Here is a 22708-nt window from a genome sequence, read left to right on the forward strand (position 1 = left end):
CCATGCGCGTCAGTGCCCGCGAAGAAGCGTGGATGGAGGGCATCCAGGCGACCGCGGAACGATGGACAACCCCGCGGGGACACGGCACGCTCGTCGCGGTCCCCAAGCGTGTGGGTGAAGGTCGGCGGAGTGCCGCCAGGCCGTGGAATCGCTCTGGAGACAGCAGGGAGACGTGACGTGGATGGAACCGGTTTCGACCCGGCCGGCGGCGCCGGTGGCCTGACGCCCGCGGGCCTCATGCAGCATGTGCGCGCGGTGTGGCGCCGCAAGTGGGTCGTCCTTGGCGTGGCGGTGGTGGTGGCGGCGCTCACGGCCGCCCACACGTTGCGCGAGCCCAAGGTGTACTCGGCCAGTGCCTCGCTCATCATCGACGTGATGGCGCCTCGCTTCCTGGATGGGGAGGTGAAGGAGGTGATGGGCGAGGAGCGCAGCAACTACTGGTTCAACAAGGAGTACTACGCCACCCAGAGTCAAATCATCACCTCGCGCGCGGTGGCGGGCCGGGTGGTGGACAAGCTGGGCCTGTCCACGGACGCGGACTTCCTGGGCATGGCGCACGTCACCGACGAGAAGACGCGCCTGCAGGCGATGCAGGGCGCGGACGCGGTGGCGCTGGTCCAGTCGCGCATCCGGGTGATTCCCGCGAGGGACTCGCGGGTGATCAACATCGCGGTGGATGACTTCGACGCCAGGCGCGCCGCGCTGCTAGCCAACGAGGTGGCCGCCGCGTACATGGCGGAGAACCTGGCCCTCAAGCTCCGGACGACGGAGGACGCGCGCGACTGGTTGGAGATTCGTCTGGCCGAGCTGGAGTCGCAGTCCAAGACGAGCGAGCTTGCCGTCTACGACTTCAAGAAGGACGCGGACATGCTGTCCACGTCGCTCGAGTCGAGGATGAGCATCGTCAGTGAGCGCATCAACAGCTTCAACCTGAAGCTGACCGAGGTGCGCATCCAGATTGCCGCTCAGCAGGCGCGGGTGGAGGCCATCCACCGGCTGCGCAAGGCATCTCCGGAGGATGAGACGTGGGCGGAGGCGCTGTCGGGCGCCACGGATGGACCCATCCAGGACCTGCGGCGCAGCTACACCGAGCTGCGCATGACGTGCGCGGAGCTGGGCGAGCGCTACCTGGCCGAGCACCCGAAGCTCCTGGAGTGCAACCGCAAGCTGTCGGTGGTGCGCGAGGACTTCCTCAAGAGCCTGGGCAACGTGGTGCGCGGCGCGGAGACGTCGCTGGCGGAGTCGGTGGCGCAGGAGAAGAACCTGGTGCGCCTGCTGGACGCGGAGAAGTCGGAGGCCTTCCTGGTGAACAAGAAGGCCATCGAGTTCGACCGGCTCAAGCGCGACTCGGACAACAACCAGCGCCTCTACGAGCTGGTGGCCAGGCGCCTGAAGGACATCGAGCTGTCAGGCATGCTGCGCACCAGCAACGTGCGCGTGCTGGACCCGGCGCGGCCCATCCTGGTGCCGGTGAAGCCTCACGTGCGCCGCAACCTGGCGGTGGGGCTGGTGATGGGACTGCTGGCGGGCCTGGGCGTGGTGTTGCTGCTGGAGCTCCTGGAGAACAGCGTGGCCACGCAGGCGGACGTGGAGGAGCGGTTGGGGCTGGCCTTCCTGGGCGTGATGCCGCGGCTGGACGGCAGCAAGCCGCCGCGCGAGCGGGACCTGCACGTCCACCGCGAACCCAAGTCGACAGCGGCGGAGTGCTGCCGCGCCATCCGCACCAACCTGCTGTTCATGTCGCCGGACAACCCGTTCAAGACGCTGGTGGTGACGTCCAGCGGGCCGCAGGAAGGCAAGTCCACCACCTGTATCAACCTGGGCGTGGCCATGGCCCAGAGCGGCAACCGGGTGCTGCTGCTGGACACGGACATGCGCCGGCCGCGCCTGCACCGCGCCTTCGGAGTGCCCAACGAGCTGGGCATCTCCTCGCTGGTGGTGGGTGAGGGCACGCTGGACGCGGCGGTGAAGAGCACCGAGGTGCCCGGCCTCTTCGTGCTGCCGTGCGGACCGCTGCCGCCCAATCCGGCGGAGCTGCTGCACACCCAGACCTTCACGGACCTGCTGAAGGCCGCCTCCGAGCGCTTCGACCGCGTCATCCTGGACAGCCCGCCCATCAACGCGGTGGCGGACGCGGCGGTGCTGGCCACGAAGTGCGACGGCGTGGTGCTGGTGCTGAAGGCGGCCAAGACGAACCGCGAGTCGGCGCGGCGTGCGCTGCGCTCGCTGGCGGACGTGCAGGCGCGCATGTACGGCGCCATCCTCAACGACGTGGACCTGTCGGCGCCGCGCTACGGTGACTCGTATCTGGGCTACCAGGGCTACGGGCAGTACGCGGAAGACTCCAAGGATGGGGTGGCGCAGTCGTGAACGCGCCATCAGCGGGCGCGGGCCTGCGGGTGCTGCACCTGGGCAAGTTCTATCCTCCCGCGTCGGGCGGCATGGAGGCCCACGTGCAGACGCTGGCGCGCGCCCAGGCGGCGCTCGGCGCGCAGGTGGAGGTGCTGTGCGCCAACCATGCCGCGGACGGCGCGGGCACCAGCCACGAGTTCCAGGGCCGCAGCCCCACGTGTGAGACGTGGGACGGACCGGTGCGAGTGACGCGCCTGGGCCGGCTGGCGTCCGTCGCGCGCATGGACGCGATGCCGGACCTGCCGCGCATGCTGGGACGCGCGTTGTCGCGGGGCGTGGACATCGTGCACCTGCACACGCCCAACCCGACCTGGGTGCTGGCCCTGGACGTGGTGCGCCGGCTGCCTCCTGTCTTCATCACCCACCACAGTGACGTCATCCGGCAGAGGGTGGCGGGCGCGCTCTTCAAGCCCTTCGAGGCGCTGCTCTACGCGCGGGCCCGGCGGGTGCTGGCCACCAGCGCGGCCTATGTCCCGGGCTCGCCGCTGCTGCGCGCCTTTCGCGGCAAGGTGCGGGCGCTGCCGCTGGGGCTCGACCTGGCGCCGTACCTCCAGCCCTCCGCCGCCGCGCGGGAGGCGGAGGCCCACTGGCGGGCACAGGCCGCGGGCGCGCCGCTCTGGCTCATGGTGGGGCGGCTCGTCTACTACAAGGGCCTGTTCACCGCGCTGGAGGCCCTGCGCCGGGTGCCGGGGCGGCTGGTGGTGGTGGGGCAGGGGCCGCTGGAGGCGGAGGCTCGACGCCGGGCGCGCGCGCTGGGCGTCGCGGACCGGGTGACGTGGGCGGGCTATCTGCCTCCGGACTCGCTGGTCGGCGCGCTGCACGCGGCCACCGCGCTCTGGTTCTGTGGCAATGCTCGCAGTGAGGCGTATGGGTTGTCGCAGGTGGAGGCCATGGCCAGCGGTCTGCCCGTGCTGAACACGGCGATTCCGCACTCGGGCGTCGCGTGGGTGAGCCTGCATGAGCAGACGGGGCTGACGGTGCCGGTCGGCGACGCGGAGGCCCTGGCGGCGGCGGCGCGGCGACTCCTGGAGGAGCCCGGGTTGGCGCAGCGGTTGGGGCGCGAGGCCCGGGAGCGGGCCGTGGCGGAGTTCCGGCATGACGTCATGGCCTGGCGCAGCCTGTCCCTGTACTCGGAGGCGCTGGGCCGGCCCGCGCCGGTGATGGCGCCTGACGTGGCGCCGCTGCGCTTGACGGGGAACGCATGAGCCATCCCCTGCGCGTGCTGCACATCTCCAGCGGCAACCTCTACGGTGGCATCGAGACGTTGCTGCACACGATGGCGCGCGAGCGGAACCTTCGCCCGTCGCTGTCACATGCCTTCGCGCTCTGCTTCGAGGGTCGGCTGGCGCGGGAGCTGCGCGACGCGGGCGTGGAGGTGCGTGTGCTGGGGCCCGCGAAGACAGGCCGGCCCTGGTCCGTGTGGCGCGCGCGGAGAGTCTTGCGCGAGCTGCTGCGCGGCGGGCGCTACGACGTCGTCATCTGCCACGCCATCTGGCCTCAGGCCCTGTTCGGGCCCGTGGTGCGCACCGCTGGCGTTCCCCTGGCCTTCTTCCAGCATGACGCCCTGACTGGCCAGCATTGGCTGGAGCGGTGGGCCCGTGTCACGCCGCCCGACCTGGTGCTGACCAACAGCCGCTTCGCCGCGGGCACGCTGGTGTCCGTCTATCCCCAGGTGCCTTGGCATGTGACGCACTGTCCGCTGCCCATGCCACCGCCGGCGCTGGGAGCGTCCGAGCGCGCGCGCGTGCGCACGGAGCTGGGGGCCACCGAAGGGGACGCCGTCATCGTCCACGCCAGCCGGATGCAGGAGGGGAAGGGCCAGCGCTTGTTGCTGGAGGCGCTGGGCCGGCTGCGAGCGGTGCCGGGCTGGCGCGTCTGGTTCGCTGGCGGCGCTCAGCGTCCGGACGAGGAAGCCTATCTGGAGGGGCTGCGGGCGCAGGCGAAGCACCTGGGTATCGAGGAGCGGCTGCGGTTCCTGGGGCAACGCTCGGATGTGTCGCGACTGCTGCGCGCCGCGGACATCCACTGCCATCCCAACTCGAGGCCAGAGGCGTTCGGTCTGGCCTTCGTGGAGGCGCTCCAGGCGGGCCTGCCCGTGGTGACCACGCCGATGGGGGGCGCGCTGGAAATCGTGGATGCCTCCTGCGGGGTGTTCGTCCGCCCGGAGCCGGAGGCACTGGCCCTGGCCCTGGGACGGCTCATCGAGGACCCGCAGACGCGTGTCCGGCTGGGCGCGGCGGGGCCCGCGCGTGCCGCGGAGTTGAGCGATGCGGGAGGCTTCCTTCGCGGCATGGAGGAGGCGCTGCGCGCGCTGTCCGAGCAGGAGGTGCCGGTGTGAGGGCGCCCCAGCTTCAGGGCCCCGGCGTGCTGAATCGCCGGTACGTGCGCCGCGCACCGGGGGCCGCGCTGGAGGCGGTTCCGGAGGGGGCCGCGCCCACCGCGCCCGTCGCTCGAGGTGCGCGCATGGGCGGCGGCCTGCTGGCGTCGAGCCAGTTGGTACCGCTCTTCGTCGGTCTGCTCATCTGCTGCCAGCTCGCGCTGCTGGTGGAAGCCATCGCGCCGCTCCGCGTGGCGGTGCGCGTGCTGGCCTTCGGCGTCAGTCTGGTGCTGCTGGCGCTGGTGCGGGGACGGAGTCTGAAGCACCCGGCGCTTCCCTTCATCCTGGCCGCGCTGGGCGTCACCGCGCTCCAGCTCTTCAATCCTGGCACCGGTGCCCCGCTGGCGGCGCTGGCGCAGTTGGGCATCCAGCTCGCCATCGCCGCGCCACTGCTGTGGGTGACCCGGCTGGCCATCGACCCGAAGACGTTCCGTCGCACGCTCGCGCTGCTCTTCTTCTTCAACGCGGCCAGCGCGGGCGTGGGCGTGCTGCAGGTCTACTTCCCCGGACGCTTCCAGCCCGCGCTGTCGGCCGCGGTGCAAGGGCAGGGCGAAGGTTATGTGAGCAGCCTCAAGTTCGAGACCGCGGACGGCGTGCGCGTGTTCCGTCCCATGGGCCTGACGGACATTCCGGGCGGCGCGTCCACTGGCGGCTTCTACGCGGTGCTGCTGGGCGGCGGCTTCCTGCTGTCATCCCGTCGCGGGCTGACGCGCGTGTTGAGCGTGGGCGGCATCCTGGTGGGGCTCTTCGGCATCTACCTGTCGCAGGTGCGCGCCACCGCCGTCATGCTGGTGGTGTGCCTGGTGGCCCTGGGGGCGGTGCTCCTGGTGAGTGGCCGAGTGGGACGGTTCCTGGCCCTGCTGGCGGTGGTGGGCACCGCGGGCGTTGCCACCTTCGGTTGGGCCGTGGCGGTGGGCGGCGACGCGGTGGTGAGTCGCTGGTCCTCGCTCTTCGCGGCCAGCCCCGACGAGGTGTACCACCGCAACCGCGGCTATTTCCTGACGGGGACCTTCGCGGACGTGCTGCCTGAGTATCCGCTGGGCGCGGGCCTGGGCCGCTACGGCATGACGAATGCCTACTTCGGCGACAACAGCGACCGCGAGCGCCCGCCGTTGTGGGCGGAAATCCAGTGGACCGCCTGGGTCTACGACGGCGGCATCCTGGGCGTGCTGTTCTACCCGCTGGGCGTGCTGATGTCGTTGCTGTGGGCCTTCCAGGTTGCTCGCAGCCGTGACGGTCCGCAGGACGAGTTCTGGCTGTGGGGCAGCGTCCTCTTCGCGTACAACCTGGGCGCCTTCTCGCTCACCTTCAGCTATCCGTTCTTCATGAGCCAGACGGGCATGGAGTTCTGGTTGCTCAACGCGGCGCTCTTCGGCGCCCTGGCCCATGCGAAGAACGTACACGCTCATCGCCGGTGACTTCGTGGACACCGGCGGCATGGACCGGGCCAACCTGGCGCTGGCGCTCTGGCTGGCGAAGCAGGGGCACCCCGTCCGGTTGGTGGCACACCGCGTGGCGGAGGTCCTCCTGCGCCATCCCAATGTGCGCTTCGTGCGAGTGCCCAAGCCCGCCAATGCGTATCTGCTCGGCGAACCGCTGCTGAGCGCGGTGGGCCGGGCCTGGGCACTGCGTACCCGCGCCGAGGGAGGCCGCGTGGTGGCCAATGGTGGCAACTGCCCGGTGGCGTCCGCCAACTGGGTCCACTACGTCCACGGCGCCTATCCCTCCGAGCCCACCGGCGGCGTGCTGCGCCAGCTCAAGGGCCACGTGAGCCACCGGTACTACGTGCGCTCGGAGCGGCAGGCCCTGCGGCGCGCGCGCGTCATCATCGCCAACTCGGAGCGCACGCGGGATGATGTGGTGGCCGCCACGGGCGTTTCGGCGTCCCGGGTGCGCGTCATCTACCTCGGTGGTGATGCGGAGCGCTTTCGCCCGGTAACAGCCGAGGCGCGGCGTGAAGTCCGCGCGTCCCTGGGGTGGCCGGAGTCCCGGCCCGTGGCGCTCTTCGTCGGCGCGTTGGGCGACCGCCGCAAGGGCTTCGACACCCTCTTCCAGGCGTGGGCGCGGCTGTGCGCACGGGCGGATTGGGGCGTGGACCTCAAGGTCGTGGGCTCAGGTGCGCAGCGTGATGCGTGGGAGCGCGAAGCCGCGGACAGAGGACTGGGGCAGCGCATCCAGTTCCTCGGCTTCCGTGACGACGTGGCGCGCTTGCTGTCGGCGGCGGACGTGCTGGTGTCGCCCACGCGGTATGACGCATATGGGCTGAACGTCCATGAGGCGCTGTGTGCCGGGCTGCCTGCGTTGGTGAGCCGCTCGGCGGGCGTGGCGGAGCGCTACCCGGAGGCGCTGTCGGGCCTGCTGCTGGACGCGCCGGGTGACGTGGACGCGTTGGTGCGGCGCCTGGAGGACTGGCGCGAGCACGCGGCGGCCTGGGCGCCTCACGTGGCCGCGCTGTCGGAGACGCTCCGGGCGCAGACGTGGGACACCATGGCCGAGGCCATCGTGGACACGGTGGAGCGCGAGGGCTGAGGCGCCTGCTTCGTCAGGCGCGCCGCTCCAGGACCTCGGTGAAGAAGTCCAGGTGTGCCTTCGCCACCACCGGCCACGAGAAGCGGGTGACGGCGCGTTCTCGTCCCCGTGTGGCCAGTTCTTCTCTGCGCTGGGGACTCTCCAACAGGTTGGCGATCGCCTGCGTCCAGGCGGACACAGACGTCTCCGGCAGCACGATGCCCGCGTCGCCCATGGTGCGCGGGACTTCGCCCGAATCACTGCCGAGCACGGGCACGCCACACGCGAAGCCCTCCGCCAACATGCGGCCGAACTGCTCCCGCCATTGGCGCGTCGTCTGACTGGGGGCGCACAGCATGTCCATGGCGTTGAGCGCGCGTGGCACGCCTGAGTGGGGCACGCCGGTGAGGACTCGCACCGAGTGGGTGTGCCGGGCCGCCCAGTCACGCAACGCACCTTCCATCGGGCCTCCGCCCACGAAGAGCGCGCGCCAAGGGGTGTCGAGCGCGTCGAGCGCATCCATCAGCAGGGACACGCCCTTCTCCGGGACGAAGCGGCCGAGAAACCCCACCACGGGTGGGCCTGATGTCTCCCACCCGAGCTCGCGCCGCAAGGACTCGCCCGCGGCGCTATCCGGTTGGAACAGGTCCGCGTCCACGCCCATGGGAATGGCGCGCGCGGGCCGCTCCGCATAGCCGGGACGGGTGAGGAGGTTGTCCCTCACGGTTTCACCCCAGGCCACCCAGCCGGAAGCGCGCTGGACGACGAAGCGCTCCGCCTGGGCAAAGGGCGGCGGGTAACGCTTGGACAGGTTCTGCGCGGTGCTGAAGACGAGCGGGACGCGACGCGGTGTGAGCAATGCCAGCTCCAGGCCGGCCAGCACATAGGGCTCTTCCCACACGTGCACCAGGTCCGCGCCGCGCGCGAGGTGAGCACGCGCCTCCGGACCGTAGAGGAAGGTGTGGAGCGAGCGACTGAAGTAGGCGCGCACGCCTTCCGTCCTGGCGGGCTCGTCCGCTTCGAGTTGCAGGGCGAGCGGGCTCAGGTCGCCATGGAAGAAGCGTGGCGCCACCGCGGTGACATCCCATTCACCCGCGCCCACGCGAACCATCTCGTTGGCGAGGCGCCGGTTGAGGCCGACGACATAGGAGTGGGAGAGGGTGATGAGCCGGCGTGACTGCTTCAAGGGATGGGGACTCCACGGCTTTCAAATGGGGGACTGCTCCGCACGAGCGTGCGGTACAGGGCGAGCACCTCGCTCGCGTAGCGTTCGCGCGAGAAGCTCGCCGCCGCGGTGAGTCGCGCGGCCGTGCCCAGTCGGGCTCGCAGGGCTGCGTCCTCCAACAGCGTTCGCATCGCCTGGACCAACGCGTGCACGTTGCCCGGAGGTATCAGCAGCGCGTCCGTGCCATTCGTGAGTGCCTCCGCCGCGCCGCTCGCGCTGGAGACGATGGCGGGCCGCCCGCAGGCGAGCGCCTCCGCGATGGTGAGGCCAAAGGGCTCCCGGCGGGTGCTGGCGTGAACGAAGACGTCCAGGGCCCGGTACACGGAGGCCGGATGGGGTTGGAAGGGCACCAGGCCCACGCGCTGTGCCAGACCTCGCGAGGCGATGAGCCTGCGCAGTTCGTCCTCGGAGAACTGCGAGCCGGGCGTCTGATACAGCGGCGCGCCCACCAGGTAGAAACGCACGGGCGGTGTGGGGTACAGGCGCGTCAGCGTCGCCGCGGCTTCGAGGAAGACGTCCTGGCCTTTCCATCGGGCATAGGTGGCCACCAGTCCCACGCGGAGCGTGCCCTCGGGGGCTTCGGGTAGACCGGCCAGCCGGTCCAGTTGCGCGCCGTCCGCGGGGCCGGGGGAGAAGTGCGTGGTGTCCACGCCGTTGTAGACGACGTGCACGGGCACTCGGAACAGCACCTCGCGCGCGTCGTCGCCCACCGCTCGCGAGTTGGCGATGGCCGCCGATGCGAGGGGCGACAGCAGCCTCAGCGCGCGGCGGACCAGGGGCCGTTCGCCCAGGAAGTCGTGGATGTGCCACACCCGCTTCAAGGGCAGGCCCGCGGTGGCGGCGCTGAGCAGGTGCGTCTTGATGCCGTTGGAGTGCACCAGGTCGGGGCTGATGTCGGCTACGTCCCGGCGGAGCGCGCGACCATGGTCCACGAGCAGTCCGGATGTGGGCGCCAGCCGACGGGCGAAGCGCAGCGCTTCCAGCGGACCGTGGCCTCGCAATGCGGTGTCGCCCAGCGTGGACAGGTGCTCTGGCAATGGCAGCAACCGCGCATCCACGCCCAGCGCGCGCGCTTCGTCGAGCAGCGGCCCCGCGGTTCCGGCCAGCAGGTGGAGCGACAGCGTTGAGTCCTGCTGCTTCAGGCACGCCATCAGGTCCAGGAGCGCGCGCTCGGCTCCACCAAGGATGCCCACGGGATTGAGGAAGAGGATGCGCACGGCGGATGGACCGAAGCAAACACCTCTCCTCGGGTCAAGGCACGTTGCTGGGGCTTGAGGCACAAGCAACGCCGCTGCGCACTGTGTTCGCGCGATGACCATGGGCGTGTCCGTATCGCCACGGGCGAGCGGAACGCTCCTGGTTGGGTGGAGCCCGCCGACCTCACAGCGTGGAGGCCCCCAGCAGCCGCAGGTAGGCGTCCAGCACCGTACGCGCATGCGCGGCCCAGGTGAAGCGCGAGGCGCGGGTCAGCCGTGCCTCGCGCGAGGGCTGTGCGTCATGGCCGGCGAGCAGCGCGGCCACGGACTCCACCCACGCGGGCACGTCCCCCACGGGGCAGTAAGTGCAGGCTTCTGCTCCGACCTCCCGGAGCACGGGCAGGTCGCTGGCCACCACGGGAGCACCACAGGCCAGCGCCTCGATGACGGGGAGTCCAAAGCCCTCCGCCTCGCTCGTCACCAGCACGGCCGTCGCGCGCCGGTAGAGGCCCGCCAGCGTGGCCCGTTCCTGCCGGGGCGGCTGAAGCAACGCATCGCCAATACCCAACGCGTCCATCTGCGCGCGCTGTGTGTCGTTCAGTGCGCCGCCCTGCTGCACCAACCGAAGCTCCGGGTAGCGCGCGCGAAGCGCGGCGAACACGGCGAAGAGCACGTCCAGGCGTTTGCGAGGAATCGCGCTGCCAACGTGGAGCAGGTAGGGCCTGCCCCCCAGCGGTGCGAGCACGGCTTCGCTGGCATCGGGCGTTCCAAGCGGGGGGGCCGGGCGGTATTCGGGGGACACGCCATACGGCGCCCAGACGAGCCGCGACTCCGGCACCACGCCATGCGCGAGCAACTCCATGCGCACCGCCTGGGTGCTGTGGAACACGATGGCCGCGCGCTCCAGTCCCGCGAGCTGGGCACGGGCCATGGCGCGGAACCACGCTGGACGCGGCTCGCGCTGAGGCTCCAGCACGGAGCGGAACGCATCCAGGTCATGGCAATAGACACCGGTACGCGACGCGGGCAACGCGTGAACGAGCTGCGCGTAGGTGTGGTCCACCACGTGGAAGGCGTCGTACTGACTCCGGGCGAGCAGCGCACGGCCCGGGTAGAGGCCGAAGCGGGTGAGGAGCCGGTCCGCGTTGAACGCCGCGTTGCGCGCGCCTGCTCGGGGAAGCCGCCGCAGCACCGCGGGCATGTCTGGCCGCACTGCCGTCACGTGGACCTCGGAGGAGTGCGCGGCAAGTCCCTCCAGAAGGGCCTCGCCCACCAGGTCCATGCTGGGCCAGCCCTCTTCGCGCGGGTCCATCAGCAGCGCGAGCCGGGCCGCGGTTTGGGCTGTCGCGTGGTGGGGCGTCATCTCGGGCCGGCGCGCAGCAGCGCTTCCACCGTGCGCTCCAGCGCGAAGTGCTCGCGGTAGATTCGGGCCGCGTGCTGGCCCAGCTCCCGACGCGTGTCCGCTCGCGACAGCAAGGCCTCGGCGCGCTCCACCAACGCAGCGGGCGCCGTGCCTTCGGCCAATGCGACGGCGCCGTGTTCGCGCCACAGCGGTTCCGTGAGGTGCCCGGTGTTCGTGACGACAGGAAGCCCCAGGGCCAGGCCCGCCATGACCGTGGTGCGTCTTGTGCTCACGCCGTCCGGATAGGGCTGCAGGAGCACGTCACACGTCGCCAGATGCACCGCGATGTCGTCCAGCGCGAGCGAGTCCCTGACCACGAGCCGGCCTCGCAGCTCGGGGTGGCGCGTCTCCACGCCTTCGACGAAGGCGCGGCTGCCTCTGCCCAGCATCAACGCCCGGCGCGCGCTCTCACCGCGCAGCAATGGCACCAGCGCGGCCTCCAGGGGCTCAGCGGTGAGACGTCCGAAGGTGCCGAAGTGTCCCAGCCAGGTCCCCTCACCCAACTCCGCGCGGAGCGCGTCCACGGCGTCACTGGAGACATTGACGGGCAGATTGCTGGGAACCGGCAGCCAGGCCGCATGGGGCCGGACGCGAGCGGGCAGGTGCTCCGCCCACTGGGGAATGGAGACGAACACGCGGTTGGCGGCGCTCGCCACCAGGCGCACCATCATCCGCGTGGTGCCCGCCAGGATGTGGTGGCGCCAGGGGCCGCGCGGGCTCCACGGATGCACCGCCTCGTGGATGTAGACCCAGCGCGCGTCGTGCCATCGCGCGGCGAACCACGCGCAGAAGGGGACGTTCATCGCCCTCAGCCCCAGGGCATGGGGGACGTACTGGAGCAGCAGGCGCCGGGGCCCCGGGCACGCATCCAGCCCGCGTGACAGACCGGACAGTCCCCTGGGCGTCAGGAGGTCGGGGGCACGGTGCACGGTGACGCCGTCCTCGTCGCGTACACCGCCTTCACCGGGGGCCCAGACGTGGACCTCCTGCCCGGCACTGGCGAGCGCGCGGCTCAGTTGCCGGGTGTAGTCACCGACGCCGCCGGGCCGCGGCGGGTATTCGCCGGTGAGGACATGCCAGGCGGGAGCGGTGCGCGAAGGAGGCATGGCGCGGCGTCAGGACACTTCCATGTCGCGGATGGCGAGGAGCTGGAAGGCGTGACGGGGCCAGCGCGTGGCGAAGGGCTCGGTGAGGATGGACAGGCGGCTGCCCAGCCGGAAGGGCCGGATGCGCGGCAGGGCGTAGTCACCGCGCAGGGGCTTCCAGCCGCTCATGCCGGTGACGTGGTAGCCACGCAGCTCGAAGTCGTAGACCTCCCAGCCGGAGCGGTGCACCTGGTGGACGTTGTTGTCCCACTCGTCCTGGGGGAGGAAGCCATTGGGCGTGAAGATGATGACGCGCTTGCGCGCCAGCGACTCCATCATCTCCAGCAGCCGGAATCCGTCTGGCTTGTCGAAGTGCTCGATGACGTCCAGCGCGACGACGGCGTCGAAGCTCTTCGGACCGAAGCGCTGGCCCGCTTCCAGCAGGTTCATGCAGTGGTACTCGCGGTGGATACCCGCGGCCCGGCTGCGCTCGATGCTGGTGGGGTGGCCATCCACGCCCACCGTGTGCGGGAGCAGGTGCGAGAAGCTGTGGAGCGGCGAGCGCGAGCCACAGCCGATGTCCAGCACGCTGTCACAAGTGCCGACCAGCGCCTCCTTCAGCGTGCGGTGGAGCACCTGGTGCTCGCCCACGAGGACTTCGCGCTTCAGGAACTGGAGGATGTTGCCGCCGGGACGCATGTGGGCGGACCGTAGCCCCGGCGCTTCGGGAAGGGCAACCCTGGCGCGGTGCCCAGGCAGGCGAGCGGGACATCCCGCCGTGCGGGGAACGCGCGTTGCTTGTAGGCCCTGCGCGCTGTCGCTAGCATTTCCGTTCCCGCGCGTTCCCGCGCGCTGGCCCTCCCCAGGACACCCGGAGCGGGCCGCTCCGCACCATGAACGCGACCACAGCGCCCGAAGCCACCGCCGTCGAAGTCAAGGCGCGTGCCCTGAAGGGCATGTTCGTCCTGGCGGCGCGGACCGTGGCGTCCCAGGGGCTGCGCGTGGTGAGCGCGCTGTTCCTGTCCCGGCTGCTCTTCCCGTCGGACTACGGTCTGTTCGGAATCGTGTCCTACGCGGCCTCCCTGGGCGTGTTCCTGGGCGACCTGGGCCTGAGCGCGGCGCTGGTCCGCCAGTCGCACGAGCCCACGCGGGATGAGACGTTCACCATCTTCTGGTGCCACCAGGCGCTCACCGCCGTCGTGGTGGCCTCCGTCTGTCTGCTGGCCCCCCAGTTGACGCGCGGCTATGCGCTGGGCGACGGCGCGGTGCCCATGGTGTGGGCGCTGGCGCTGGGCCTGTTCCTGTCCTCGCTGCGCGTGATTCCGTTGATGGCGCTGGAGCGCCAACTGGCCTTCCCCGTCATCGCCCGCGCCGAGTTGATTGAAAACGTGGTGCAGGTCATCACCACCATCTCCCTGGCGGCGCTGGGCTTCGGGGCCTGGGCGCTGGCGCTGGGCGGCCTGGTGCGCGGCGGGGTGGGGCTGGTGTGTATCTGGTGGGCGTCCCCCTGGCGTCCCCAGGGGCGCTTCCGCGTGGACGTGTTGCGGCGGCTCCTGGGCTTCGGGCTGGCGTTCCAGCTTCCGCCCCTGGTGGCGGCGATGGTGGCGGGCTGGGTGCCGCTGGTGGTGGGGCACGTGTTGGGCAAGGAGTCGGTGGGGCTGGTCAACTGGGCCTGGGCGCTGGCCTCCACGCCAATGATGCTGAGCGTGGTGCTCAACCGCGTGGCCTTCCCCGCCTACTGCCGGTTGCAGGATGACCCGGAGGGCTTCGCCGAGTACCTGCGCACGTCGCTGCGCCGGCTGTCCGCGGTGCTGCTGCTCGCCATCCCCCTGGCGGTGCTGGCCGTCCCCGTGGCGGTGCCCCTCTTCTTCGGCACGCGGTGGCTGCCCGCGGTGGTGCTGGTGCAGTGGTTCAGCATGGAGTGCATCCTCACCACCCTGGTGGGGCTGCTGGCCACGGCGCAGAACGCGGGCGGCAGGCCCTGGGAGCGGTTGGCCGTCGTCGTGGGCGTGGGTGCGGCGAAGTGGGGGCTGGGGACGTGGGCCATCCAACGCTTCGGCCTGGAGGGCATGGGCCCCGCGGGCGTGGTGGTGGGACTGGCCGAGGTGTGGGTGACGGCGTGGCTGGTGGAGCGGCTCAACCCGTCGATGCGAGGGCTGACGCGGCAGGTGGTGGAGCCCTTCGTCACCCTGGGGCTGGTGCTGCTGGGCGCGTGTCTGGCGGCGCTGCGGCTGGTGGAGGAGGGTGTGGTAGCGCAGGCGCTGGTGGGCGCAGTGCTGTTCGCCCTCCTGGTGTGGGCCCGTGAACGGCTGCCGGGAACACTGCCACTCCTGGGCGAGCTGAGGCAGATTCTCGAATTCGTCCGGGCACGGAGGGCCGCGAGGCCGGCTCCGGTGAGCCCGGCGTCGACGTGAGCAGACACGCGGAGGTCCCGATGAAGAAGCCCGACCTGGTCATCTCCATCGTCAATCACAGCAATCCGGAGTTGCTGCACGACTGTCTGCGCACGCTGTACGCGACGACGCGCGACATCTCCTTCGAGGTCTGGATTGTCGACAACGCCACGGGCGGGCGCGGCGTGGACGCCATGCGGCGCGACTTTCCCCAGGTGCGCTGGCTCTTCAACACGGAGCGCAAGGGCTTCTCCGCCAACCACAACCAGGTGCTGCGCCAGGCCCGGGGCCGTCACTTCTGTATCTTCAATGACGACACCATCGTCCACGAGGGCGCCTTCGACGCGCTGGTGCGCTTCATGGATGACAACCCGCATGTGGGCATGGCGGGCGCGCGGCTGTTGAACGCGGACGGCACCATCCAGAACTGCACCTTCCGGCCCATGTCGCTGGCCGGGCAGCTCTTCGACATCGTCTTCCTGCCGCGTCCCCTCCACTTCCTCAAGGCGATGGCCATCGACCCGGCGCAGTACGGCCACGACGAGGCCCGCGTGAGCTGGGTGCTGGGGGCCTGCATCGTGGCGCGCGAGGAGGCGCTCGCGGAGGTGGGCCTGCTCGACGAGCAGATGTCCCCGCTGGGCAACACCGAGGACACCGACTGGTGCGTGCGGGCCTGGAAGGCGGGCTGGGAGGTGGCCTTCTGCCCGGAGGCGGTGATTACGCACCTGACCAGCCGCTCGTTCCGTCCGTCCGATACGGGGGCGGACAAGGTGCGCATCGAGCTGTGGCGCACGCGACTGGCGTACTTCCGCAAGCACCACGGCCGGCTGCACGAGACGGCCATGCGGGCCATCCTGGTGGGGACGTTGCCGTACAACTCGGCGGTGTTGACGCAGACGCTGCTGCGCGGGCGCATGAGCCTGCCGGAGTACCGCAAGCAACTGGCCACCTTCCTGGGCATCTCCCAGATGGGCCTGCGCGCCCGCGTGTGACATGCCGTTCTTCTCCGTCATCATCCCCACGTACAACCGGGCGCGGCTGCTGGAGGCGGCGCTCGCGTCCGTGTTCGCGCAGGAGGAGCGTGACTTCGAGGTGCTCGTCGTGGATGACGGCTCCACCGACGACACGCTGGAGACGCTGGCCCGCTACGGCGAACAGGTGCGCGTGCTCAGCCAGTGCAACGCGGGCCCGGGCGCCGCGCGCAACCTGGGCATCCAGGAGGCCCGGGGCGCCTACGTGGCCTTCCTGGACAGTGACGACGTGTGGTTCCCCTGGACGCTGGCCACGTACCGGCGGGTGCTCGAAGCGGAAGGGACGTCGCTGGTGCTGGGCACGGCGGCGCTGTTCTCCCGGGCCGAAACCCTGGCGACCGTGAGCCGCGAGCCGCTCCAGGTGCTGCGCTTCGCGGACTATCTGGCCAGCGCGGAGGACCGGACGCCGCGCACCGCGTGTGTGCTGGCGGTGCGCACGGAGGCGCTGCGGCGCGTGGGGGGCTTCACCCCGCTGCGCATCAGCGGCGAGGACTACGACTTGCTGTACCGGTTGGGCATGGAGCCGGGCTTCGCCTGGGTGCGCGCGCCCGTGGTGGTGGGCTACCGGCAGCACGTGGGCTCCACGTCCACGTCACTGGAGTCCGGCTACCGGGGCACGCTGTATCTCCTGGAGCAGGAGCGCCTGGGGCACTACCCGGGAGGCACGGCCCGCAGGCGTGAGCGGCTGGAGATGCTGCTCTACAGCCTGCGCCACGTGACGCACTGGTTGTTGTCCCAGCGCCGCGTGGACCTGGCGCTGGACTTGTACCGGCGCGGCCTGCCGCTCCACCTGGCGGTGCCGCGCTGGCGCTACATGCTGGGCTTCCCGCCGTGGGCGCTGGCCACCACCGTGCGCCAGCGCGTGTCGGGCCGCTGACGGCGCGGGCTTTAGTGTCCGCCGCCCATCAACCCGCCCAGCATCCGCCCAAGGCCGCCACCGCCGGGCGTGTTGCCACCACCGCCCGCGCCGGCCAGCAGCGGCACCACGGAGAGGATGCGGCCCACGAGCGCGGGGTCCAGGCGCGACTTGAGGAAGTTCAGCAGCAGGGGCGCCACGAGGGACGCCTTGCTCGCGTCGATGTTGAAGCGGCCCAGCAGGGACACCACTGCGGCCACGTCACCGGCCTGCCCCGCTGCGCCACCCAGCGCGCTCAGCATGCCGCCCGCGCCGCCCTCCTGGCCGGACATGAGGCCGCCCAGCGCGCCCAGCAGCCCGCCCCCCGCGTCCGGCGCCGTCTGGGGCGAGGACGTGGTGCTGGGGGCCTGCTGCCAGCTCTGCATCTCCGGAATCGCCTGGCCCATCTGGTTCGCGGCGTCGGGGCCCAGCTTCTCCTGCACCGTGCCCTGCACCAGCTTCAGCAGCGAGCCCGCCAGCCCCTGGGCCTGCGTTCCATTCACTCCAAGCTGCTGAGAGAGCTGTCCGATGAGGTCCATCCCTTGCTCCTTTCCTGTCACGCGTCCGTGTGGAGCGCCTTTCTAGCGGGCCCCGCGAGGCGCCGTGGAAGCGTTGGTGGGGAATCGTTGCTCACGGACAGGCCGGGCGGCACGCGGGCCGGTCGCTCCCTTGCCTTCTCGCCGCCTTCATCCGGTCCGCGGCGGACTGCGCATCTTCGCTGGGGAGGCGTGTCATGCGGGAGGCGAACGCGGTGGGCTCGCGAGGGAAGGCGGCGGAGCGCGACACCCTGGAGTGCTGGGGCGGCGTCGACCTGGGCGGGACGAAAATCGAGGCCGTGGTGGTGGACCGCGCCGGCACCGTCCTGGGGAAGATGCGCCAGCCCACGCCCGCCGACGGCGAGCCCGGCGACGTGGTGCGCGCCATCCACGACACCTTGGAGGGCGCGGCGCACGCGGCGGGCCTGACGTCCCGTCAGCTCCTGGGGGTGGGCGTGGGCGCGCCCGGCGCGGTGAACGCCAACGAGGGCACGCTGGGACACGTCAGCAACGTGGGCCGGGGCTGGAGCACGCCCTACCCGGTGGCGGGGGACCTGGGCGCGCGGGTGGGCCGGCCCGTGGTGCTGGGCAACGACGTCCAGGTGGCGGTGGCGGCGGAGTACCGGCTGGGCGCGGGCCGCGCATATCGCTCCTTGCTGGGCGTCTGGTGGGGAACGGGCGTGGGCGGTGGGCTGGTCCTGGACGGAGTTCCCTGGCGAGGCCGGGGCTCGGCGGGCGAGGTGGGCCACATGGTGGTGAAGCCGGGCGGGGCCCGTTGTGGTTGTGGCCGACGCGGCTGCCTGGAGGCCTACGCGGGCCGCGCGTCCATGGAGCGCCGTGCGCACAAGGCCGTGCGCCAGGGCGAGACGACGATTCTCTTCGACTTGATGCGGAAGAAGGGCCGCCCCCGGTTGACCAGCAGCATCTGGGCTCGGGCGCTGGCGCAGGAGGACGCGCTGGCCACGTGGCTCATCGGCCGCGCGGTGCGGATGCTGGGCGCGGGGCTCGCCTCCGCCATCAACCTGCTGGACGTGGAGGCAGTCGTCCTGGGTGGAGGCCTGGGCACGCGGCTGGGGCCCGAGTTCGCTGGCCGCATCCACGAGGCCATGCGCCCGCACATCTTCGTCCCCGAGCGCCAGCCGCCCGTGCGCGTCGCGGAACTGGGAGAACTTTCCGGTGCCATTGGCGCCGCGCTGCTGGCCCAGCCCCCCATGAAGTGAGCCTGGGTACACGGGGCATGGGGCGCTCCGCTGGACGTCCCCCCGCACGCAGTGTGGCAGGCGACAGAAACCCGACCCCAGGCGCATGGAACGCCCGGGGGCCTGTCAGGTAGTCTCCGCGCCTTCCCGCTCCCTGGTCGACTTCTGGAGGCACCTGTCGTTGGCACGTCGCACACGGATTCCCCAGACATTGTTCTTCCAGCAGCCTCCCTCCAACCTGTGGCCGTTGGTGGGCGTCATCCTGGCCTCGGCGGTGCTCGTCGGGGCCATGGAGCTGACCATTGCCGTCTTCTCGTCCGCGGGCCTGGAGGGCATCACCCAGCGCAACGTCTACTCCATGCTCCTCAGCGTGGGAGTCATCTCCGCGGTGACGGGCCTGCTGTGGGCGGCGACGAACCGGGTGGGAATCTCGGGGGCCCTGGTGGCGGCGGCGATGCTCTTCACCGTCACCCTGCACATCCGGAAGGTGCAGCTCATCGACCGGCCGCTGATGCCCTGGGACTTCCTGGAGTGGCGGCAGGTGACGTCGCTGGCGCCCACGCTGCTGCCCGGCGGCGGCGCGGTGGCGGCCATCGGCTCGTGTCTGCTGCTGGTGGCCATGCTCGTCGTCATGTGGCGCGGGGTGGCGCGCGGCACGCCCCGGTACCCGTTGCCCAAGGCCGGACGCCGCAACCTGGCGCTGGCGGCGGTGGCGTACCTGCTGGTCGTCATCTTCCAGCAGCACCTGCCCGTGCGGCGCGTCTTCAACCGCTTCGGCATCTACGACCAGGTGTGGGACCAGCGCTCCAACTTCCAGATGAACGGGCTCACGCTGATGATGCTCTGGAACTGGGAGGGGCTGCGGCTGGAGCCGGGCAGTGAGTACTCCCAGGCGCAGGTGCACGCGGCTCTAGGGGGCCCTCCGGGCGTGGTGCCCGCCGCGCCCCAGGAGCCCGTCGACGTCGTCGTCTTCATGGCCGAATCGCTCTGGGATCCGACGCGGCTGGGCATCCCCTTCAGCGAGGACCCGCTGCCCTTCGTGCGGTCGCTCATGGGGCGCCACAGCTCGGGCAACCTCATCAGCCCGGCCTTCGGCGGTGGCACGGCCAACGCGGAGTTCGAGCTCCTGACGGGCATGTCCTCGTCGTTCGCCCCGGACGGCGCGTTTCCCTACCAGCACTACGTGATGCGTCCCGTGGACGCGCTGCCGTCGCTGTTCCGCCGCGCGGGCTACCAGACGCTGGCCATCCACCCGTTCCACTCCTTCTATTGGAGCCGCGACGTGGTGTACCCGTTGCTGGGCTTCGACACGTTCCAGTCGCTCATGGACTTCCCTTCACCCCGGCTCGAAGGGCCCTGGGTGTCGGACGAGGAGGTCGTCGACCACATCCTCCACGAGCTCTCCGACGAGCGTCAGCCGCGGTTCATCATGGCCGTGACGATGTCCACCCACGGGCCCTACAACCTGCCGCTCACCGGCGAAGAGCGGATCGAGGTGCAGGGCGAGAAGCTCTCGCCGGACAACCGGCTGCTCTTGAAGAACTACGTGCACAAGCTGCGGCAGATGGACTCGGCCGTGGAGCGGCTGGTGCGCAGGCTGGGGGCGCGCAAACGCAAGACGCTGCTGGTGCTCTTCGGGGACCACCTGCCGATGCTGGGCTCGGACTACGCGACCTATCGCGAGGCCGGCTACCTCCAGGAGCCATGGACGGACGCGCAGCGCGAGCGCATGGCGGAGGTCCCCGTCGTCCTCTGGACGAACTTCACCGTGCCCCGGCAGGACATCCACCTGAGCATCAGCATGCTCACCCCGCGCATCCTCGAGACGGCGGGGCTGCGGCCTCCGGGCTTCTTCGCCTTCGTCTCCGAGCTGTCCAAGGTGCTGCCGGTGGTCCGGGGAGACCTGCTGCGCAACGCCTCCGGCGAATACCTGCCCGTGGGCGACAAGGCCCCCAAGGCCCAGGAGCCGGGCTCGTGGGAGGACTGGATGCGGCGCTACCGCCTGCTCACGTATGACCGGCTGGCGGGCGACAACTTCAGTGCGGCCCAGTCGGCCGGGGCGGTGTCTTCGGAAGCGCTGTGACGGAGGCCGCCGGACGCCGCGCCCACGCGGGGAGCCTGTCCTTGCGCCGCAAGGCGGGCTGCTCCACCCACCGCCACGACAGCGCCGCCAGCAGCAGCACGCAGGGGAATGCCACCGCCGCGTTCACCCACCACGCCGTGGGCCCGCCCAGCAGGGTGGTGACGGCCTGCTGCACGGGGAAGGCGTAGAGGTAGACGCCGTAGGACAGGTCGCCCCGGCGCCCGAAGTCCGCCAGCGCCCCCATGGGCCGGAAGGCGAGGTACAGCACGACGTATCCGCCCAGCAGGCCGGTGGCGATGCGGCAGCCGTATCCGAGCCGGGCCGTGATGAGCCACCCCACCACGCACGCCGCCGCCACCCAGGGGCTCATGCGCACGTGTTCGCGCCACTGGTACAGCGCCACGCCGCCGCCGAAGTACAGGTACAGCTCCGGCCAGAAGCCCAGCCGTCCGGTGACGAAGGTGGCCACCGCCGCGCCCACGAGGCCGAAGATGACCACGCCCTTGCGCAAGAGGCCCGTCAGGCCCAGGCCCAGCGTCAGCAGGTAGAAGCCGACCTCGTACTTCAGCGTCCACAGCGAGCCGTTGACGGCGTGGGGGTAGGCGTTCGCCTCGAAGACGCCCGGCAGGTGCCACTGGGGCCAGTTCAGGGCGAAGTTGCCCAGCAGGTACAGGGCCGTGTCCGGGGCCGTGAAGTAGTCACCCAGAGGCAGGCGGGTGAAGGCCGGCCCCAGCACCCCCACCGTCAGCAGCAACATGGCTCCCAGGCCGGGGAAGATGCGCAGCACCCGGGCCCAGATGAAGCGCGCCGCGTCGGGCGTCCGCTCCCAGCTCCGGGTGATGAGCACGCCGCTGATGATGAGGAACACCGCGACGCCCAGCCGGCCCAGGGAGAACTGTCCCCGGGTGAAGGCCTCCAGCGGCTCCACCGTCCCCTTGCCCTCGCCCAGGGGGAAGGCATGGCTGAGCAGCACGCACGCCGCCGCGGCGAAGCGCAGGAAGTCCAGGTTGTTGCGACGCGAGTCGAGGCTCGCCTGCAACGTGGGAGCGGAATGCGGGGACATGGGCGCGGGAAACGGTGGCATTGTGGCCCACGCCGCACATCCCTGGAAAGCAGGCAGGAGAGGGTCGCTCCGTTCCCATGCGCGTCTTGCTTGGCATCCACCATCCCCTAAACCCGAACATGGGCGCGCCGGGGGTGACCCTCGCGCTGGGGCAGGCGCTGGCGGCGCGGGGCTGCCAGGTGGACTACTTCAGCTATGACGACGCCTATCCCGGCCTGCGGCACCACACCACGGTGCACGAGCTGCGGTTCCCCTGGAAGCTGACCGCGCACCTGCTGCGGGCCGCGAGCCGGTACGACGTGCTGGACATCACCACGGGGGATGCGTGGCCCTGGATGCGCTTGGGCCGCCCGGGGGCGCGGCCCCGTCATGCCCTGGTGACGCGCAGCCACGGCCTGGAGCACACCTTCTCCGAACGGCTGCGCGCCGACGCGCGTGCGGGGCACCTGGCGCTGAGCTGGAAGTACCCGCTGTACCATGGCGGCTATCGCCTCTGGGAGGTGCGCCAATCCCTGCTGCGCGCGGACCATGCGGTGCTGCTCAACACGCAGGATGCCGCCTACGCGACGGAACGGTTGGGCGTGCCCGCGCGTCAGTTGAGTGTCATTCCCCACGGGCTGGATGTGGCCTTCCAGGGATTGCCTTCGCCCACGCCTTCAGCGCCCGGCGCGCCGCTGCGGGTGGCGTGCGTGGGGAGCTGGCTGGCGCTCAAGGGACGCGCGGAGATGGTGGCCGCCGCCACCCGCCTGCATGCCGAAGGCGTGTCCTTCACGCTGACGTTGTACGGCACGGGCAACCCGGAGGCGGAGGTGCTGGCGGCGTTTCCCGCTGGGGCGCGCGAGCACGTGCGCGTGGTGCCTCGTTATCCACGCGCCGAGCTGCCGCGCCTGCTGCGGGACGAAGAGGTGCTGTTCTTCCCCAGCCATTCGGAGGGCTTCGGGATGGCGCTGGTGGAGTCGATGGCCAGCGGGCTCACACCGGTGTCGACGCCGGTGGGCGTGGCGCCCCAGGTCGTGCGCGACGGAGAGACGGGGCGGTTGGTTCCCGCGGGTGACGTCGGCGCGCAGGTGGCGGCGCTGCGTTCGCTGGCGGAGGACCGTGCTCGCCTGCTCCGGTGGCGTGAAGCAGCACAATCAGCGGTGCGGGACATGACGTGGCGGGACATCGCCGCGCGCACGTCAACCCTTTACGAGTCGCTTCTCCGCTCGCCTCGGACCGTCTAGAAGGGCGTCTGCCTGGTTGTACGACAGGCGGACGCAAGGGCCCATTGCTTCACAAACCTATCGTACTCCAGCGTGCATTG

Annotated in this window: 18 protein-coding genes; 11 read left to right on the top strand and 7 right to left on the bottom strand. The window is 70.9% G+C overall.

The features are described 5' to 3' along the window. Positions 1-177: 177 nt before the first annotated feature. The 5 genes from BHS09_RS05405 to BHS09_RS05425 are packed head-to-tail and all read left to right on the top strand — an operon-like array spanning position 178 to position 7318. On the top strand, positions 178-2370 hold the full coding sequence (locus BHS09_RS05405) for a GumC family protein (protein ID WP_140797370.1): 2193 nt from the start codon (positions 178-180) through the stop codon (positions 2368-2370). Beyond that, the gene (locus BHS09_RS05410) at positions 2367-3617 is read left to right on the top strand and encodes a glycosyltransferase (protein ID WP_140787863.1); all 1251 of its coding nucleotides are present in this window, start codon (positions 2367-2369) and stop codon (positions 3615-3617) included. The genes BHS09_RS05405 and BHS09_RS05410 overlap by 4 nt, the downstream gene beginning before the upstream one ends. Then, complete coding sequence (locus BHS09_RS05415; RefSeq protein ID WP_140797371.1) at positions 3614-4750, top strand: glycosyltransferase family 4 protein; 1137 nt, start codon at positions 3614-3616, stop codon at positions 4748-4750. Before BHS09_RS05410 ends, BHS09_RS05415 begins: the two co-directional genes overlap by 4 nt. Next, positions 4747-6207: an O-antigen ligase family protein gene (locus BHS09_RS05420; RefSeq protein WP_140787866.1), complete on the top strand. Its 1461-nt coding sequence runs from the start codon at positions 4747-4749 to the stop codon at positions 6205-6207. The genes BHS09_RS05415 and BHS09_RS05420 overlap by 4 nt, the downstream gene beginning before the upstream one ends. Continuing rightward, a complete protein-coding gene (locus BHS09_RS05425) occupies positions 6176-7318 on the top strand; it encodes a glycosyltransferase family 4 protein (RefSeq protein ID WP_140787868.1) in 1143 nt (380 codons plus the stop codon). Before BHS09_RS05420 ends, BHS09_RS05425 begins: the two co-directional genes overlap by 32 nt. A gap of 13 nt (positions 7319-7331) precedes the next feature. Here BHS09_RS05425 and BHS09_RS05430 read toward each other — a convergent pair whose 3' ends face one another. The 5 genes from BHS09_RS05430 to BHS09_RS05450 all read right to left on the bottom strand — a co-directional run bounded on the left by BHS09_RS05430 (position 7332) and on the right by BHS09_RS05450 (position 12904). Continuing rightward, positions 7332-8483 carry a glycosyltransferase family 4 protein gene (locus tag BHS09_RS05430; protein WP_140797372.1) on the bottom strand — a complete coding sequence of 384 codons (1152 nt, stop codon included), beginning with the start codon at positions 8481-8483 and terminating at the stop codon, positions 7332-7334. Beyond that, positions 8480-9739, bottom strand: coding sequence for a glycosyltransferase family 4 protein (locus BHS09_RS05435; RefSeq protein WP_140797373.1), 1260 nt, complete (start codon positions 9737-9739; stop codon positions 8480-8482). Before BHS09_RS05435 ends, BHS09_RS05430 begins: the two co-directional genes overlap by 4 nt. 163 nt (positions 9740-9902) lie before the next feature. Further along, complete coding sequence (locus BHS09_RS05440) at positions 9903-11081, bottom strand: glycosyltransferase (protein ID WP_140787874.1); 1179 nt, start codon at positions 11079-11081, stop codon at positions 9903-9905. Beyond that, complete coding sequence (locus tag BHS09_RS05445; RefSeq protein ID WP_140787876.1) at positions 11078-12226, bottom strand: glycosyltransferase family 4 protein; 1149 nt, start codon at positions 12224-12226, stop codon at positions 11078-11080. Before BHS09_RS05445 ends, BHS09_RS05440 begins: the two co-directional genes overlap by 4 nt. Before the next feature lie 9 nt (positions 12227-12235). After that, the gene (locus tag BHS09_RS05450) at positions 12236-12904 is read right to left on the bottom strand and encodes a class I SAM-dependent methyltransferase (RefSeq protein WP_140787878.1); all 669 of its coding nucleotides are present in this window, start codon (positions 12902-12904) and stop codon (positions 12236-12238) included. Positions 12905-13098: 194 nt separating this feature from the next. Between BHS09_RS05450 and BHS09_RS05455 the strand changes: the two genes are divergently transcribed. From BHS09_RS05455 to BHS09_RS05465, 3 genes are read left to right on the top strand one after another with little or no spacing between them, the layout of a single operon-like run. Next, a complete protein-coding gene (locus BHS09_RS05455; protein WP_140787880.1) occupies positions 13099-14619 on the top strand; it encodes an oligosaccharide flippase family protein in 1521 nt (506 codons plus the stop codon). Between the two features lie 20 nt (positions 14620-14639). Beyond that, positions 14640-15590 carry a glycosyltransferase family 2 protein gene (locus BHS09_RS05460; protein ID WP_140787882.1) on the top strand — a complete coding sequence of 317 codons (951 nt, stop codon included), beginning with the start codon at positions 14640-14642 and terminating at the stop codon, positions 15588-15590. 1 nt (position 15591) lies between these two features. Beyond that, positions 15592-16506, top strand: a complete 915-nt coding sequence (locus tag BHS09_RS05465; RefSeq protein ID WP_140797374.1) for a glycosyltransferase family 2 protein — start codon at positions 15592-15594, stop codon at positions 16504-16506. 11 nt (positions 16507-16517) lie between these two features. Here BHS09_RS05465 and BHS09_RS05470 read toward each other — a convergent pair whose 3' ends face one another. Continuing rightward, entirely contained in the window at positions 16518-17063 is a 546-nt protein-coding gene (locus BHS09_RS05470; RefSeq protein WP_140797375.1) for a DUF2780 domain-containing protein, read from the bottom strand. Positions 17064-17257: 194 nt separating this feature from the next. On the opposite strand from BHS09_RS05470, the gene BHS09_RS05475 reads away from it, so the two are divergent. Continuing rightward, a complete protein-coding gene (locus BHS09_RS05475; protein WP_140787888.1) occupies positions 17258-18280 on the top strand; it encodes an ROK family protein in 1023 nt (340 codons plus the stop codon). 160 nt (positions 18281-18440) lie between these two features. Further along, on the top strand, positions 18441-20342 hold the full coding sequence (locus tag BHS09_RS05480; protein WP_174259200.1) for an LTA synthase family protein: 1902 nt from the start codon (positions 18441-18443) through the stop codon (positions 20340-20342). Here BHS09_RS05480 and BHS09_RS05485 read toward each other — a convergent pair. Beyond that, on the bottom strand, positions 20296-21405 hold the full coding sequence (locus BHS09_RS05485; RefSeq protein ID WP_418763984.1) for an acyltransferase family protein: 1110 nt from the start codon (positions 21403-21405) through the stop codon (positions 20296-20298). The genes BHS09_RS05480 and BHS09_RS05485 overlap by 47 nt on opposite strands. Before the next feature lie 77 nt (positions 21406-21482). Between BHS09_RS05485 and BHS09_RS05490 the strand changes: the two genes are divergently transcribed. Continuing rightward, a complete protein-coding gene (locus BHS09_RS05490; protein WP_140797378.1) occupies positions 21483-22628 on the top strand; it encodes a glycosyltransferase family 4 protein in 1146 nt (381 codons plus the stop codon). Positions 22629-22708 lie beyond the last annotated feature (80 nt).

Source organism: Myxococcus xanthus (assembly GCF_006402735.1).
GTDB lineage: Bacteria > Myxococcota > Myxococcia > Myxococcales > Myxococcaceae > Myxococcus > Myxococcus xanthus_A.